Annotated in this window: 13 protein-coding genes; 3 read left to right on the top strand and 10 right to left on the bottom strand. The window is 36.7% G+C overall.

What is annotated here, in order from left to right; all coding sequences use genetic code 11:
* Positions 1 to 75 precede the first annotated feature (75 nt).
* A complete protein-coding gene (tatC, locus tag IPO27_15460; protein MBK8847858.1) occupies positions 76 to 900 on the top strand; it encodes a twin-arginine translocase subunit TatC in 825 nt (274 codons plus the stop codon).
* A gap of 536 nt (positions 901 to 1,436) precedes the next feature.
* Here tatC and IPO27_15455 read toward each other — a convergent pair.
* The 10 genes from IPO27_15455 to IPO27_15410 form a co-directional block, all read right to left on the bottom strand.
* Positions 1,437 to 1,709: a T9SS type A sorting domain-containing protein gene (locus IPO27_15455; GenBank protein ID MBK8847857.1), complete on the bottom strand. Its 273-nt coding sequence runs from the start codon at positions 1,707 to 1,709 to the stop codon at positions 1,437 to 1,439.
* The gene (locus IPO27_15450) at positions 1,706 to 2,926 is read right to left on the bottom strand and encodes a hypothetical protein (protein MBK8847856.1); all 1,221 of its coding nucleotides are present in this window, start codon (positions 2,924 to 2,926) and stop codon (positions 1,706 to 1,708) included. The genes IPO27_15455 and IPO27_15450 overlap by 4 nt, the downstream gene beginning before the upstream one ends.
* A 428-nt stretch (positions 2,927 to 3,354) precedes the next feature.
* Complete coding sequence (locus tag IPO27_15445; GenBank protein ID MBK8847855.1) at positions 3,355 to 4,653, bottom strand: T9SS type A sorting domain-containing protein; 1,299 nt, start codon at positions 4,651 to 4,653, stop codon at positions 3,355 to 3,357.
* A 171-nt stretch (positions 4,654 to 4,824) separates the two neighbouring features.
* Positions 4,825 to 5,511: a T9SS type A sorting domain-containing protein gene (locus IPO27_15440; GenBank protein ID MBK8847854.1), complete on the bottom strand. Its 687-nt coding sequence runs from the start codon at positions 5,509 to 5,511 to the stop codon at positions 4,825 to 4,827.
* Positions 5,496 to 6,188 (bottom strand): hypothetical protein, encoded by a 693-nt coding sequence (locus IPO27_15435; GenBank protein MBK8847853.1) that lies wholly within the window; start codon positions 6,186 to 6,188, stop codon positions 5,496 to 5,498. Before IPO27_15435 ends, IPO27_15440 begins: the two co-directional genes overlap by 16 nt.
* Positions 6,189 to 6,248: 60 nt before the next feature.
* Positions 6,249 to 6,566: a hypothetical protein gene (locus IPO27_15430; GenBank protein ID MBK8847852.1), complete on the bottom strand. Its 318-nt coding sequence runs from the start codon at positions 6,564 to 6,566 to the stop codon at positions 6,249 to 6,251.
* Positions 6,520 to 6,924: a hypothetical protein gene (locus IPO27_15425; GenBank protein MBK8847851.1), complete on the bottom strand. Its 405-nt coding sequence runs from the start codon at positions 6,922 to 6,924 to the stop codon at positions 6,520 to 6,522. The genes IPO27_15430 and IPO27_15425 overlap by 47 nt, the downstream gene beginning before the upstream one ends.
* Positions 6,878 to 8,302 (bottom strand): hypothetical protein, encoded by a 1,425-nt coding sequence (locus IPO27_15420; GenBank protein ID MBK8847850.1) that lies wholly within the window; start codon positions 8,300 to 8,302, stop codon positions 6,878 to 6,880. Before IPO27_15420 ends, IPO27_15425 begins: the two co-directional genes overlap by 47 nt.
* Positions 8,277 to 12,665: a hypothetical protein gene (locus IPO27_15415; protein MBK8847849.1), complete on the bottom strand. Its 4,389-nt coding sequence runs from the start codon at positions 12,663 to 12,665 to the stop codon at positions 8,277 to 8,279. The genes IPO27_15420 and IPO27_15415 overlap by 26 nt, the downstream gene beginning before the upstream one ends.
* Positions 12,666 to 13,644: 979 nt before the next feature.
* Positions 13,645 to 14,157, bottom strand: a complete 513-nt coding sequence (locus IPO27_15410) for a DUF2480 family protein (protein ID MBK8847848.1) — start codon at positions 14,155 to 14,157, stop codon at positions 13,645 to 13,647.
* Positions 14,158 to 14,276: 119 nt separating this feature from the next.
* Between IPO27_15410 and IPO27_15405 the strand changes: the two genes are divergently transcribed.
* Together IPO27_15405 and rfbA are read left to right on the top strand one after the other, a co-directional pair.
* Positions 14,277 to 14,999 (top strand): DUF4197 domain-containing protein, encoded by a 723-nt coding sequence (locus tag IPO27_15405; GenBank protein MBK8847847.1) that lies wholly within the window; start codon positions 14,277 to 14,279, stop codon positions 14,997 to 14,999.
* A gap of 95 nt (positions 15,000 to 15,094) precedes the next feature.
* A complete protein-coding gene (rfbA, locus tag IPO27_15400) occupies positions 15,095 to 15,958 on the top strand; it encodes a glucose-1-phosphate thymidylyltransferase RfbA (protein ID MBK8847846.1) in 864 nt (287 codons plus the stop codon).
* Positions 15,959 to 15,978 lie beyond the last annotated feature (20 nt).

Below are 15,978 nucleotides of genomic sequence, written 5' to 3'. Positions count from 1 at the left end.
GAGCATGCGAAAATATTCTTTTCGGAACAATTTGTTTATGCACTTTCAAATATGGTATTTTGCAACCCAAACCTGATGGCTGCTTTATTCAATAGAAAATCGAATCCCGATGAGATGTCGTTTCTGCAACACCTGGAAGCCCTGCGCTGGCATCTGGTGCGTAGTGTGGTGGCAGTGTGTGTGCTGGCCGTTGTAGCTTTTTTTAATAAGGCGCTGTTGTTTGATGGCATTATACTCGCTCCTAAAAAAAGTAGTTTTATAACCTATCGTTTTTTTTGTTGGCTTGCCCGCAAGGTAGAGGTTGATTTTTGCATAAGCGAAATTCCGTTTAGTTTGCAGAGTACCGAGCTGAGCAAGCAGTTTACCTTGCACATGTGGGTAGCTTTTGTGGCAGGGTTTATATTAGCTGCTCCATACATTTTTTGGGAGTTGTGGCAGTTTTTTAAACCGGCACTAAGTCCTAAGGAACGCAAGTACACTACCGGTGTGGTTTTTTTTACCAGCTTGTTATTTCTTACCGGTGTTTTTTTTGGATATTTTGTAATTGCACCTTTATCAATCAATTTTCTAGGCACCTATACAGTAAGCGACCAGGTTCAAAATATTTTTACACTCGACTCTTTTATTTCCATTATCGTATTTATGACGTTGGCTTCGGGTATTGTGTTTGAGTTGCCTATTGTAATTTATTTTCTTTCAAAAATTGGAATTGTAACCCCGGCATTTTTGCGTGCTTACAGGAGGCATGCTATTGTTATTATTCTTATCATAGCTGCTGTAATTACCCCCTCGCCCGATGTAACAAGTCAAATGCTGGTTGCAGTGCCTCTATATTTACTGTTCGAAATATCCATACTCATCAGTAACTTTGTTTACAATCAACAAAGTAAGGAACAGTAATCTGCCATATTCTGCTTATGTTTAGTGTTTTCAGTAAACACATGTCGCTTAGGATAATTTAATTAGACATTTTAACCGCACTAATGTATGCACAACCTTTCTCATTGCTACTTTAGTTTTATAAGTTTACCATGGTAAAGCCCCCCGTTCCCGCAAGCACCCTCGCTTACAGCTCGTGAAATAGTTTTGCATTGTTCATTCATTTTATAACATAAATATTTTACTAAGCAAATATAAAATTTTGTTATTCACAACTGACATAGATGCAACCACAAGCGTAGTCGCATTCGGCATTCAAAATACACCCCAAACCCCTTAAGGGCTTACCTTTTGCTACGCTGGGTTTCTCTTATTATTTAGTATTAGTTTTCAAATTTTATTCAATTAAAAAATCAAATATTCACGAAAATCCAAGCCGAGAATAGGCAAGTCCCCCTAAAGGGGATTTAGGGGTGAATTGCCAATTGTCTGAACCACACATTAAGCTGATTGAACAGATTACACAAATTTTAAAACTTTCTCAACCTTCAAAACTTTCAAAACTTCACAACCCTACAACTCCCCTCACCACTCCGCCACCGCAACTTGCAAAAATAAACCCCCGCACCAAGCCCAACTATATCCACAGTTTTATACTGGCTCCATTGGCTTACCCGCTCGGTACGTATACACTCACCGTTAACATCATATATCTCCAACCAACCCACATCCTTATCTGGTGGAAACCACAATGTAAATTTATCATGGGTAGGGTTACCAAACACCGTAACTTTTTTAACTTTCCCACTTTCTAAACTTTCATAACTCAAATTATTGCACAACCCATTATCCCCCAAAAAATAATTGGGATGATTAGGCAGACTATTAGAATAATACCCGGCAATTGTAATTGGTGCTGTACAAAATTGCAAGCAAGCCCGGGGCTATCCGGATTATTAATTACATGTAAGTGCATAGTGCTGTTACCTGTGGTAATATAAATTTTACCATCATCGGCAAGCTCGGGATAAGCAAAAAAAGTACCGAAACCAAAAGAAATGAAACTATCCCATACGGCTAACAAGGTTTTGGTAACAAAAATATTTGGCTGAGTTACATCAAACTGAAAGATGCTATCGCAATTAGTTATATATGCAAATTGGGAGTTAGAAGAAAATTCAACCCCACCATTTTTACAATGACTTTCATAATTTACGCCTGTTTGTGCATTGCTAAACATTCCTGTACATCTATCAAAATCATAAAAATCAATAATCGCATCAGCAACAAAATTGGTATGCGCAAAACAATATTTGGTGCCATCGGGCGAAAATCTTCCTTGGCCAATAAAGAAGTTACGTACACTACCAATATTTTGACTTGTTACAGCTGATACACCATAAGGAGTTAATTGTGTTTTATAAATCCTATTATTGCCAGTACCTAACCATGTTATCCACCAATCGCGGCCATTACCATGTTTGCAGGCTGTTATTTTACCTGCATTAGTTGTATCAGTGCTTATCACTACATTTTTTTGCACCACCTCGCCAAGCCCATTATTTAAACTCATATCTATTACACTATAATACATGAAATGTGCAAGGCTATTGTACGGAAAATTATCAACTGTATTGTGAAACAGATAATACAAATTAGGATGGTCGGGCATTGGTAATATTAAATTAGCTTGTGGGATATTGAGCCCTATAGTTTTATTTCCTTGTTCGGTAGTATAAGGGCTTGGATTGATACCGGTGCCATTTATCATAGTATCATTTGCATTATTAGCTATATAATAACCATTTGAATAAAACTGCAAACTTCCATTTGTATCTGTAATATTTGCATGAGTGGCACCCGCTATATTCATTCCTATGCTGTCAAGATAAACATTGGGAACTCCAGTTTTAAAATCTATTTTGTAAGTTTCGTATGGAAATCCACCCCAAGATTGGTATCCCATCAACCACATATTACTTAACCACTGTGCCATGCAACTATTTGCAACAAAAAGCAATAAAACTAAAAAGCAAGATTTTCTCATGGCTACTTCAGTTTTATAAGTTTACCATGGTAAAGCCCCCCGTTCCCGCAAGCACCCTCGCTTACAGCTCGTGAAATAGTTTTGCATTGTTCATTCATTTTATAACATAAATATTTTACTAAGCAAATATAAAATTTTGTTATTCACAACTGACATAGATGCAACCACAAGCGTAGTCGCATTCGGCACCAAAATACACCCCAAACCCCTTAAGGGGCTTACCTTTGCTACGCTGGGTTTCTCTTATTATTTAGTATTAGTTTTCAAATTTTATTCAATTAAAAAATCAAATATTCACGAAAATCCAAGCCGAGAATAGGCAAGTCCCCTAAAGGGGATTTAGGGTGAATTGCCAATTGTCTGAACCACACATTAAGCTGATTGAACAGATTACACAAATTTTAAAACTTTCTCAACCTTCAAAACTTTCAAAACTTCACAACCCTACAACTCCCCTCCCCACTCGGCCACCGCATCTTACAAAAATAAACCCCTGCACTAAACTCACCAATATCCACAGTCTTATACTGGCTCCATTGAGCAACCCGCTCGTTGCGTATATGGTTACCGTTAACATCATATATCTCCAACTCGCCCACATCCTTATCAGGCGGAAACCACAATGTAAATTTATCGTGGGTAGGGTTACCAAACACCGTAACTTTCTTAACCTTCCCACTTTCTAAACTTTCATAACTCAAATTATTACACAACCCATTTGCCCCCAAAAAATAATTAGGATGATTGGGAATGGTATTGAAATAAAAGGGTACCATCAATCCATGCTGTATAACATTGCAGGCAAGCCCGGGGCTATCAGGCTGGGCTATTATATGATAGTAGCGAGTGCTATTGCCAGTTGCCACATATACCTTTCCATCTGGGGCAATTTGTGTTTGACAAAAATAAGTACCCGCGGGTGGAAAACTATCATAAAATCCATCGTAAGTAGCAACTAATATACGGCCGCTTGCAAGGTTGGCCGGATTGCAGTCATATTGATAAAGATTAACAATATTGCTCACATACACATATTGCGAGTTAGGTGAAAACTCCATACCTACATTACCAACAATTTGCTCAATGGTATCGTTACGCCAATTACTTAATAATCCGCTACAGCGGTCAAAATCAAAAACATCTAAATCTGTATTATTTCGATAGTGATAATAAGCATATCGAGTACCATCAGGCGAAAATTTTGCTTGACCTGCATCCCAATCTCTAACGCTTCCGATTGTTTGGTAAAATGGGCCATCAATACCATAAGGTGTCACCAATATTTTTATAAAAATATTGGTATACGCTCTATGGACCATTATCCACCAATCGCGGCCATTACCATGTTTTGTTGCTGCTATTTTACCCCCATTCATAATGTCTGTAATAGCAATATTGTTTTTAGATATAACCTCACCCAAACCATTATTAGTTGAAATATCAATTACTGAGTAATAAAGAAAATGGGATTCTGTAAAGTCAGGTGGATTATCAACTGTTGAATGGAATAAATAATATAACGAATCTGAACCCGGTTTCTGTATCGCTAATGCTGCCTGTGGTATTAAAAAGCCATCAGGGAACATATTCGCATATTGTCCTGGACTTATTCCAGTTCCATTAAGCAAGGTATCATTGTTTGCATCAGCAATATAATATCCATTTGTATAGAATAACATATTACCATTGCTATCACATATTGAAGCATTAGTATAGCGAAAATCCATTTCAAGACTATCATAAGTAGCAACTGGAACTCCACTTTGAAAATCAATCCAATTGATGCCTGCTGGTTTGCCTTGGTATGAATAGTAACCACCAATCCATAAATTATTAACCCTTGCGCTTTCACCAAATTAAAATTAAGCAAAATGAAAGCAAATAATATTGTTCTCATATTAATGTATTATTACAAGTTTGCCATTGGTTTTTACAATGTAATTACAGCTTATTTTATAAGCATAAACACCACAGTTTATTTCTTTTGTTGGCAGTGTAAGTAAACCATTTTTATTGTCTAATTTAATAGAAGTTATAGAGCGGCCATAACCATCATACAATACAAATAGCATGGTACAATCTGATGTATACGGATATACAATATTAATTGCATCGTTGGCAGGGTTTGGAAATACTATAAACCTGCGTGCATCAATATTTTCTACTGGCACTTGCTGCCCTTGGCGCAATGTAATGCCAACGGCATTGCATATTTCGCGGTCGTTGTAAGTGTATGTTTCATCAACCATAAATAATAATGACCTTGCACGAAAAACAACTGCACCACCCGCTAAAGGGCATTGGTTGGCTATATATATCAAAGTATTAATCTGGTCTTGCGTAAATTCGTAAATGCCTTGCAAAATAGTACCAGCATAAATTTCGGTATAAAGTTTTTCGTTTGTCTCTATTTCATTTTGTGCATTTAGCGCATCGGCCATGTCTGCTATATCTTCGCCTTTTGCATACTTTATATTATTCTCATAAGCTGTTATGCTGTCCATATATGCTTGTTTCATCATTCGTTGCATTTGCAATAGTTGCAGATCGCTCAACACAGAATTTACATTTAAGTTGCTATCCATTTTGTTGCTAAATTTATAAGTTTAATGTCAATATCCTTGCTTATGTTTTTTGCAAGGCTGTCGTTAAAATTAATCTTCCAATTTGCAAGGCTATCGTTTATATACCATTCATTTTTTTCATTGTCCATGGTATACAAACTGCCCATATATCCTGCTGCTGCCTCATTGTATATTGCTTGTACCAAGCTATCGGCAAGCAAGGCTGCGTTATTTTCTGCTTTGCGGTATATACTGTTTTTTAACATCCAAGCTAATTCATTACCGTATGCCGACCCTGCATATTCACCTTTCAAGTAAACATCGTCTATTTCATCTAACTCGTTACTTATTTTTGGGAAAACAAAATTATCCATACAATAATCAACCATATTGTTTTGGGCATTTGGGGTGCATGTACTATCATTATTTACACCGAAAACAGCTTGAAACCAGTTGACAGGTGAGCAATCAGGCCATAGCGTAGCATGTGTTGTGTTAAAATGAATGAAAGTATTTAATGCATTATCATCGTGTAAAGCCTGTTTTATATAACTATTTGCAGGTAGCATCCATTTGTTACCGGTTTCTATTTGGTTACCTATAAGTGCATGCAAGGTATAATGCAAGCCATAAGAATGATGGTTAAATTCGTTAGCTTTTATTTCCGCTTTGTATTGTGTGCTATTTGGAGATGCCATAACAAGAACACCATATTCGGTTTTGTCGGTGTAGTTGCAAGCTATGGTTACACCGTTGCACTATAAAAGAAGTGATAGCACTTTGGTCGATGTTGCCATACACAGCATTGCCTTCATATGGTTACAGCCTATAGTTGCAGACTCGCCATCTTTTACCAATATTCCATTTTTGTTTGTATTGTTATCGGTAAGCGTAATGTAATTATTTGCAATACTCCATCTGTTTGCAGACATCATGTCTATACCATTGTATGCAGAGTTTGCACCTAATCTGTGTGTGATATTATTATTTGTAATGTATGATAAAGTATTTGCTCCTTTGCCATTGGCTTCATAAACACGCACTCCTGCATATTGTGCCCAATAAATTATCGCCAAACGTGATGGTGTTGTTATGCACAGCAAGCCTTGATGCGCCATCATTTTGCAATAGTTGCATGCCATCGTGCTGCGCATCAATAGTGTTGTCGTACACCTGCATATTGCAGCCTTGCCCAGCTGTAATTCGGTATCCTTTTGCAACATTTGTCATATTATTTTGCGAAGATTCTATATTCATTCTATCGGCAAATATTGCATAGATACAGTTATTAAAACTGTAATTACCTTGTTTGCCAAGTCCGGTTTGATGCAATGTAGAAAAAGTACGTCCGCTTTGGCAATAGATACCACTGCCGTTATAGTCTGCATTAAAAATCCTTTGTAAAATCGCTGTACTGATTGCTATAAGGTGCAATGTTGTGAAACCAGCAATCGCGCGGAGTTAAATTACTGCGGTAGGAAATTATTCCATTGCTCAAACCATCGAAACCATTAAAAGTGCAATTTTGAAAATCGGCCGAGTTGATAAGTATGCCTGCAAGCGGTTTTACAAGTGCTGTTGGTGTTTGACTAGCATAGTTTGTAGCTAATGGTGCTGTGGATTTAAAAATGCAATTATCTACTATCAATAGGTTTTGGTTCATTGCATCTACTTGTGCTGATACTGGCACTGGAATATAAATGCTTACAAAATTATTGTTGAAAGTGCATTGTTGAAACATGCCAAAGCAATAGTCATTTAATGTGATGCCATATTGCGTATCTTCAACTATGCAGTTAGCCATGCTAAGCATGCAGCCTGTATTGTTGGCATTGTATGTTTGTGTAATACCTTTCCACATTTTATTGCAAGCACTCAAAGTACAATTTTTCATGGTTAAGATTTTATATTCCGGCAATATTATTTCGGCACCGGCACCCATAATAAAAGTTTTGTTGGCGAATGAAAAATTGTTTACAGGATTATCTAAATATAAAGTTCCTCTTATGAGTACAGTATTATTACTCGATGCTGCAGCTACTGCAGCATTGCTCATGTATGATATTGATTGTGCATTGGTGCCTATAACACCAATTCCAGTGGCATCGCAATCAGTAAGTAATAGTACATTTGCGGTATCGCTTTGGAGTGCAGTTAAACCTGTACTTAATGTGGCAGTATTCTTAATATTGACAATTGGTGTTGGGCTTATCCAAGTAAGAGAATAAGTAGTGGTAGAAACTGCCTGCCAGCCTGAAAAGTTTAAATTGTTGATAGGAAAAACTGGCCCCATGTAGCCGCTATATGAGCCTAAAGAAAGTATATCGTCATTTAATGAAACAGTTGTAGATGCACCATTAAAGCTTGTAACAGTTATTGTATACGTTACAGTTTCTTGATTGATAACTGCACTACCGGGGTTTGCAGATTTTACAATAGTGTAGCAATCGGTGCAAATACTTGGATTATCAAAATCACGTGGAATAGGCAAAAAGTTAGCCTTAGCACTTTTAAGGTCGCCACAGTAATTAAGGTAATTAAAAGTAATATTTGGTGGTGCAAGGGGCGATATACTGGTGCAATTAATTTCGTATACTAAGTTTACACTAAAGCATGCGCCATTTATTAAGTATAATCCGGTTTGGTCAATTAATCCCAAATTAGTTAAGGCGGCATTTACATCAGTGGCTAAAATAATATTATTTACGGGCATTACCGACTGTGGGGAGCCACCATTGCAATCGGTAATTTCACACCCTGTGATATTAAAAATGCCGTTGTTGGTATTAAGTACTATATCTTGCGGAAACACAGCATTGTTTTCCCGAATAATTTGTGAAATCAGCCGCCAAAGTATTGTTTGCGCTACACAAAGTAAAGGTGCTGTTGGGGTTATTAAGTGTTACAAGAATTTGAGTTGGTGAATTAGTTAAGATACTGCTACTTGTGGAAGGTGGAGTACATGCAGGACCATTTGATAAACATGCCCAACGCGCGCTAAAATCAAGCTGCAAATGGTTTGCCGTAAAACAAGGAGCGTAGTCCGCTTCTATTGTGCCTGTATATACGCCATCAGTTTCTAACAATCCCAATTGAAATTCACTGTTATTAATTAATGGTGGAGGTACAGCAACACTATTGTAATTAAGTTGAGTGAGAGCAATATTTATAAAATGCGAAGTCATAGCTGGTGGCATTGTTAAAAAAACAAATGGAGCGTTTGAATGATTACCTGATGTGTTATCATTTGTAATTGTAAATGTCCATGTTACTTTTTTGGTGTCGATATCATCTGTTGGTGGTAGTATTTTTAATGCTACATTTGGATTGACAGCTTTCCATTTGTTTGGCACAGGTGGATCTGTAGGAATAATATTTTTATCAAAGCTAAGTGCACACATAGTATTTGCAGCATTACTTTCAATAAAATGAACATTAGCATCCAAATCAGTATAAATATATGTTGCAAGTTGGGGTGTACAAGTTTTTTGTGCAAACACGGACTTTACAAACATGGTACTTCTTTGATCATGAATGCGTGGGTTTAAAAATGAAAAGTTTTCATCCGCAATAACATAATCATCAAAAAATTGGTTGGCTCCATTATTATCTGTCAATTTAATATCAATAAAATTATTACCCGGAGAAATGGTAGATGTATACGAATTTGAAAGGTTGCCTGCTTTGTCCCACGCGCGAAATGTTGATATGGTATGTGTATAATCAAGCAATGATGGTAAGTTATAATGCCAATTGGTTTCAATAAAAGGTGGGGGCTTTACTTCAAATGCAAAACAATCATTGGTTGGGTCTCCTAATGTGCTAACAGTTTTGGTCTCTAAATTTGCATCGCAACCTGATGTCCAATATTTAGTATGTGCCGAAACACCTGTTGAAATAAAATATATTTTACACCCGTACACTTCACATTTGAATTTGTAAGCATTAGCAAAACTTTGGTCAACTGGTGTTACGGAATTTGCATTTGTACACGGGTCAATCCCGTTAAATGTCCAATGCTGTGGCTCCATGCACGCTAGTTCAATATTGTTAGGCATTTTTGGATAACCAAAACCTAATGCGTCTATTAAGGACAATTTTGTTCCTATTAGATAAGCATCGTTTTCAATTTCTGCTTTTGTAATGGCATTAATATAATTTTCTAAGGATACGATATTGCCACAAGCTCGATACCTTATTACTAAACGGTATCTTTCGTCCACTGCATATTTATAATTACTACTTGGGAAGGTCGAATGATAAGTGGTAGTGTTATTTGCTGATTGAGAAAAGAAATGATTCGCATTTGATTTTCCGTTAGCAATATCAAAATCATTTATGGTAAATAAATAGTTGCCATTTCCGTCTTGCTCCATTAAATTAATATTAATGTTGAATGCGGCAGCCATATCATTTACCTGCATTACAAATTTCGTTTCATAGCCTGTATAACTTTCAAATTTATCGCAATCAACGCAGTTGGTACTAACACTGTTAACATCATCAATATAAAAGTCGAAACCTGTCACTTGCAAGTTCATATCTGCTGAACCGGCACTAGGTATTTTGCGCAATATTTGTAAGCATTTTAGAGATGCCTGATTGCTCGTCATGGTTGCATAATTATAGTTGCCTGCACCATTATCCCCATCCTTAAAGTACGATACAAAATGGTCTTCTACCTCATCACCATGTGTTACAGCACTGTGGGTTAGCAAGTCAAAGTTAGTATAGTTAGCTTGGCCGGCTGCAATAGTAGGTGCATAAGTAATTTTGGTAGAGCTTAAATCGGCAAGTTGATTGTCGTTTGCATCTTTGTAGCCTAAATTGGTTCTTCGCATATAGTAGTTTTCTGTTATGAGACCCGGAGCAAAACATCCTGGGCAATTAATTTGCACTCGATCTTCTTCACGTTTCAATGGAAGCCAACAAAATAAAGGGCTATTATAATTTATTGCATTTATGTCTGGAGGGTTATTACCACAATTGCCAAGCATGGAGAATTCTACTTTATACTTTCCTGCATCTGTACCTCCTACGTTACCTCCATCCAGCGTGCAACAAGGAAACATATTAAACCTGAAAGCACTGTTTTCAATAAATGTAATAGGGTTTGGGGTAATGGTTCCCCAAGCCGAGTTTTGAAGCAAGTCATCCATTCTGAAAAAAAATAAATAGGAGTGACTCAGTGAGCAATTAAAAGAAGGTTCAATTGCTACACTGTAATTTGGCACCCACTTTATTGCGCCACTTATAAAGTAGGGGATGAAATCATATTTTGTGGCAAAACTTATATTGCTGTTGCTTACGTCCATTTGCAATCCTGATTCACACGTAATCTTTACTTTTAAATACGCATATTTCAACTTTATGCTGGATTTATAATCGGGCTTAAAGGGGGATGGGCCTTGCAATAGACCCTCATAACCCAATGCCTGTAAATCGTATTCGTTCAGTGTTCCTATATTGCCAACAAAGTCGTTTACATTTATTACATTGGGTATCACGCTTGCTGATTTTAAACTACAATTGGGCTGTGTGTATTCATTCGCAGGAAAAACAATGGTATTACTCATGCTTGGAAAAAAAGTGGTTTTCATATTGATATCCTCTGGCTTAGAATCTTGAGTTCGATAAGTACTTATTCCAGCACCACTAGATAAGATATTATCATTGTTTGTCGCTTTAGGCACAAACTTATCACTACAAATTCCTAGCGTAATGAAGGTTAAATAAAACTGGTTATAATTTTTAGGATTATTAAAAAGATTTTCAAAATCTACATTGTCTTTTGCGCAGCATTTTCTGGTTTTAAAATTCACCAAAACATAATCATTAGGTTTCAATTCCAATATTTCAAAACTAAAGCCTGATATTGGATTATATTGCTGTAATTGAAGGCTACATGCCGGCAAAGTGCCTGTATATCCAATAGTAGTGAAGTTATCGATACTTGCATTCGTTGCATTAGCATCTATAAAATCAGCTTCAACGCCACCATCCATTAATATTAAACCAGCATTTTGTATAGGCTCTTGTACTGTAACCTTAATATATTTTGCTGTAACACTTCCGGTGTTTACAACTTTATATTGCCATGCAACGCCATTACCCTCGCAACTTACATCATATGGGTGTTCATACAATATTTTGTCATTATTGGTTAAAGTAGTATTTAAATCCACAGGACTTATGCGCTCATATTCAATGGCAGGTTCTTTATTTTCAAAATTTACAAAAGTCGTAATTAACTCATCGCATTCTGTACAAAAATTTTGGCTGCTATATGTTGCTTGATCACAACCATAAGACAATGTGGCAACAATATCATTATTGTCACAATTATTAGCACATTCATTCATTGTTATTTCGACTTCTACCCACAGCTCGTTATCACCCGTAAGCGCTTCAACCCAAGTAACGGAATTTCCCGTTGTTAACGCCACCCAATTCTGTCCCGCATCTATCGAATATCGCAATCTATCAATGCTAAATGGCAAATTGTTACAAACTGTTCCATTAGCCTGCATACCAAATGCTAATGCCATGTCTGCTCCATTAATTGCCGCTTTATACATGTATTTAAATAATAAAAATTTGGTTTCATTATATCCAATATCTATTGCATTATTGTATGCCGTACCATTGTTTTCATTAATTTGTGTTTGGTCTATGGCTATACTGCCATCACATAGCGCAATATAATTGCCCTGCACCTTTTGTTGCCAGACGTGTTTTAGGTAAAATGTCGCATTGCTGTATGTATATTGAAATGCCATTGGGTCTTTTATAAATTTAGATAAAGAGCAATCTAGCTTTATTTTTATTTCAAATGTAATCGGCCCCGTGGTGCTTCGAGAAAAAGTATATTCATTTCCGTTTTGGTTCATATTAATTCCCGAACTTATAATTTCTATATCGAAAGGCATTTTTGCATTTTGGAGATTTGTACCAGTGCATTCCGGAAAATTGTTGCTTCCATCAGGAAAGACTGTTACTTGATTGTCAGTTATTGATAAAGCCATTTTCCAATTAGTAACATCTTGGGCTATCGATACTTGAATTGTGGCACCATCTTCATCGCATATTCCAATTAAAGCAGGATTGCTACTACAATTATTTTGCGGGGGGGGGGGCAGCAGCAGCGGAGTTAATAAAATAACTACAGCAAACAAATTGCACGATAAAGAAAACTAAAAACGATTGATTTTTTTTCATAATACGGAGGTGTTAAATTGTTAAACTAAAATAAATAATATGATACTTGAGTATTGATATCGTTTGCGTGAAAAAACCTAAAACTGCTTTTATTGATATTGTATTTAATGAAGGCACATGTAAGTTTTTTAGTTATTAGTCTAATGCAAATATAATTTTTATTTTAAAGAGGCATACTTTTTAATAAATAATTTTTGTTAAATCGTATTTAAGCAGACAGCAACTTTGTTAATCATCTCAATATTATTTAACCAATGCAAACTAAGTCCCATCATTATTATGCTTAAAAAGCACTTCAGATTTTTGAATTCATTGATTCAATAGTAGTATAGGAGACGGGCAAAGTAAAGAGCTTCGTAAATCTTAAAGGCGGAACTCTTGCAATTAGCTCAAAGGCGAATCATAAATTACAATAAAGCTATGATTTTATTGGCTTCAAGTATGGTTCAAATTATACGAATTCCATATTTGGTGATTATAAAAATAATAAAGATGTGTCAGAAGAATCATTAATTGGCAGCCGGTATTTCATAAAAAAATTAAGACCCGAATAAGCAACAACACTCCCTCCAACTTGCTTGGGGTTTGCTAATACCTGCCCATTACTTATTAGTACGCTATTATTTATTTTTCAACCAATTTAATTTACTTCTATTTTGCATCTGCTGTGACCACCATACTCTCGTATTATGAATTGGTCTTACTTATAAATGAATCCAATTCATCTCTGATTAGCTTAACGAAACACAATCAAATGAAAAAGCATACATTCTAAATTATATGATTTTCTTCTCCATTTTTTTACTACAAAATGAAAAACAAAATAAATGCGCACTACAGCTAAGGGATTAAAGTGAATATGCCGGCTTTAATTACTGTTTGCACTAGTCATTTCTTAGAAAAAATAAATAGACCCGAATTACTACGCTGGTATGATTATAAAACCTGCCTCTTATACACCGGCACTGTGCTGCAAGGCTCACCATACATAATGCTCTTGGCAACAGGCTGGAGCAGAGTCACTAATACGGTTAGTGCACTTAGGGGCAAATCATATTTTCCGCAACCTTTAATTACTACACGCTTGTCCTTGTAATCTTCGGGGTTAATAGATTGTAACGATTGTTGTATAAGAAAATGTTCAAGTTGTTCTATGTTGCCTGCCACCACAACCTTTGCATATGGCTGCAAGGCGCTGGCAAGCAGCATATATGCCCACTGAGGTATTACCGCATCGACACTGCAATGGATGGCCACTAATTTATCCTGATAGCTACTCCAATCATTTTCTTTGATAAAAGCGCGAAAATCTTTTTCGCGCAACAATACATCTTCTACCAGATTTTGTCTAAGGTCATATTGCACACGCTCTCCCGATTGATAATAGTCATCCAGGTTTATTGTGATTATTCCGCTTTCTTGTACTTTATTGATAATTCCTTCTTCCATAATAAATGCAAAAGTATAATTTTGTGTGCTTCCCGGTTCATAGTCCATTCACAATTAACATAACCGATGGCAGTATAATTGCTCCCCACATAATTAACTAATTAAAAACGTTATCGCATATGAAAAGAATATTTTTAGCTGTTTTAGTTTTATCCCTCTTTATAAATGAAGGAAAAGCACAAACTATAAAGGACATTATTAATACCGCCTCAGGCGTATTTAATGGCAACAACCTCAGCAACGATGAGGTAATAAAAGGCTTACGCGAAGCCTTAACAGTAGGAGCCAATAACGGAAGCTCCAAGGCAAGCAAAACAGATGGATTTTTTAAAAATACGCTTATTAAAATCTTGATGCCACCCGAAGCCAAAAACATGGAAGCCATGTTGCGTAAGGTAGGTGCAGGGAAGCAAGTAGATGTTTTTGTTATGCAACTTAACCGTGCAGCTGAGGATGCCAGTAAAAGTGCTGCTCCTATTTTTTTAGATGCTATTAAGAAAATTACTATTAACGATGGTCTGCAAATATTGAACGGCAACGATGATGCCGCCACACGATTTTTGCAAAAGGGAACCAATGCACAGTTGCTTGCCGCTTTTACTCCAATTGTAAAAGCATCGTTGAGCAAGGTTCAAATTACCAAATACTGGAACCCCCTTGCTACCAAGTACAATAAAATTCCATTAGCAAAAAAGGTAAATCCCAATCTGGAGAATTATGTTACAGGTAAGGCCATCGAAGGCTTGTTTAAACTCATAGCACAGGAAGAAACCAAAATCCGCAAAGACCCTATGGCACAAGTTAGCGACTTGCTAAAAAAGGTTTTTGGAAAAAAGGGATAAAGTTTAGTGTGGTTTGTATCAGAAGCCGGAAGCAAAATTTGCTTCCGGTTTTTTTTGTGCTTTTACTTTGTATGTTTGCTACCTTACATAAACAAATGAAAGGAATAATATTAGCCGGAGGTTCAGGTACGCGTCTGCATCCGCTTACGTTAGCAATGAGCAAGCAACTCATGCCGGTGTATGATAAGCCAATGATTTACTACCCGCTATCAGTTCTGATGATGGCAGGCATAAATGAGATATTAATTATTAGCACCCCACACGACTTGCCGCTTTTTAAAAAATTATTTGGCACCGGCCAGCAGTTGGGTTGCAAGTTCAGCTATGCCGAACAAGCGGTGCCCAATGGTCTTGCACAGGCATTTGTAATTGGCAAAGATTTTATTGGTAGCGATGCAGTGGCATTAATTTTGGGAGACAATATTTTTTATGGTGGCGGGTTAGGCAGGTTGTTGCAAGAAAATAAAAATCCACAAGGAGGAGTAGTTTTTGCCTACCACGTTAGCGACCCCGAACGTTATGGTGTAGTTGAATTTGACAATCATAAAAAAGCCATATCGATTGAAGAAAAGCCGCAGCACCCCAAATCGAATTATGCCGTACCCGGCCTGTATTTTTACGATAATGAAGTTGTAGATATAGCTGCCAACTTACAGCCAAGTGCACGCGGAGAATATGAAATTACCGATGTAAACAAAGTTTACCTCGAACGTGGCAAATTGAAAGTAGGTATATTGGACCGGGGTACTGCCTGGTTAGACACCGGCACGTTTGCATCGCTCATGCAGGCAGGGCAGTTTGTTCAAGTAATTGAAGAACGGCAAGGTTTAAAAATTGGTTGTATAGAAGAAGTTGCCTACCGCATGGGATATATAGACCTGACCCAGTTGAAGCAAATTGCTCTTCCATTAGTGAAGAGCGGATATGGACAATACCTTATGGAAATAAGCGAGAATTAAAAAATCAAATTACAATAAGT

Source organism: Bacteroidota bacterium (assembly GCA_016714535.1).
GTDB lineage: Bacteria > Bacteroidota > Bacteroidia > AKYH767-A > OLB10 > JADKFV01.
The sequence above is the reverse complement of the archived record's forward strand: the minus strand, read 5'-3'. Positions and strand labels throughout refer to the sequence as shown.

What these genes read in the sequence shown, in the direction of transcription:
- tatC (MBK8847858.1), top strand. Translation starts at nt 76, where the DNA reads ATGGCTGCTTTATTCAATAGAAAATCGAATCCCGATGAGATGTCGTTT.
- IPO27_15450 (MBK8847856.1), bottom strand. Translation starts at nt 2,926, where the DNA reads ATGAGAAAATCTTGCTTTTTAGTTTTATTGCTTTTTGTTGCAAATAGT.
- IPO27_15445 (MBK8847855.1), bottom strand. Translation starts at nt 4,653, where the DNA reads ATGGATTTTCGCTATACTAATGCTTCAATATGTGATAGCAATGGTAAT.
- IPO27_15440 (MBK8847854.1), bottom strand. Translation starts at nt 5,511, where the DNA reads ATGGATAGCAACTTAAATGTAAATTCTGTGTTGAGCGATCTGCAACTA.
- IPO27_15435 (MBK8847853.1), bottom strand. Translation starts at nt 6,188, where the DNA reads ATGGCATCTCCAAATAGCACACAATACAAAGCGGAAATAAAAGCTAAC.
- IPO27_15410 (MBK8847848.1), bottom strand. Translation starts at nt 14,157, where the DNA reads ATGGAAGAAGGAATTATCAATAAAGTACAAGAAAGCGGAATAATCACA.
- IPO27_15405 (MBK8847847.1), top strand. Translation starts at nt 14,277, where the DNA reads ATGAAAAGAATATTTTTAGCTGTTTTAGTTTTATCCCTCTTTATAAAT.
- rfbA (MBK8847846.1), top strand. Translation starts at nt 15,095, where the DNA reads ATGAAAGGAATAATATTAGCCGGAGGTTCAGGTACGCGTCTGCATCCG.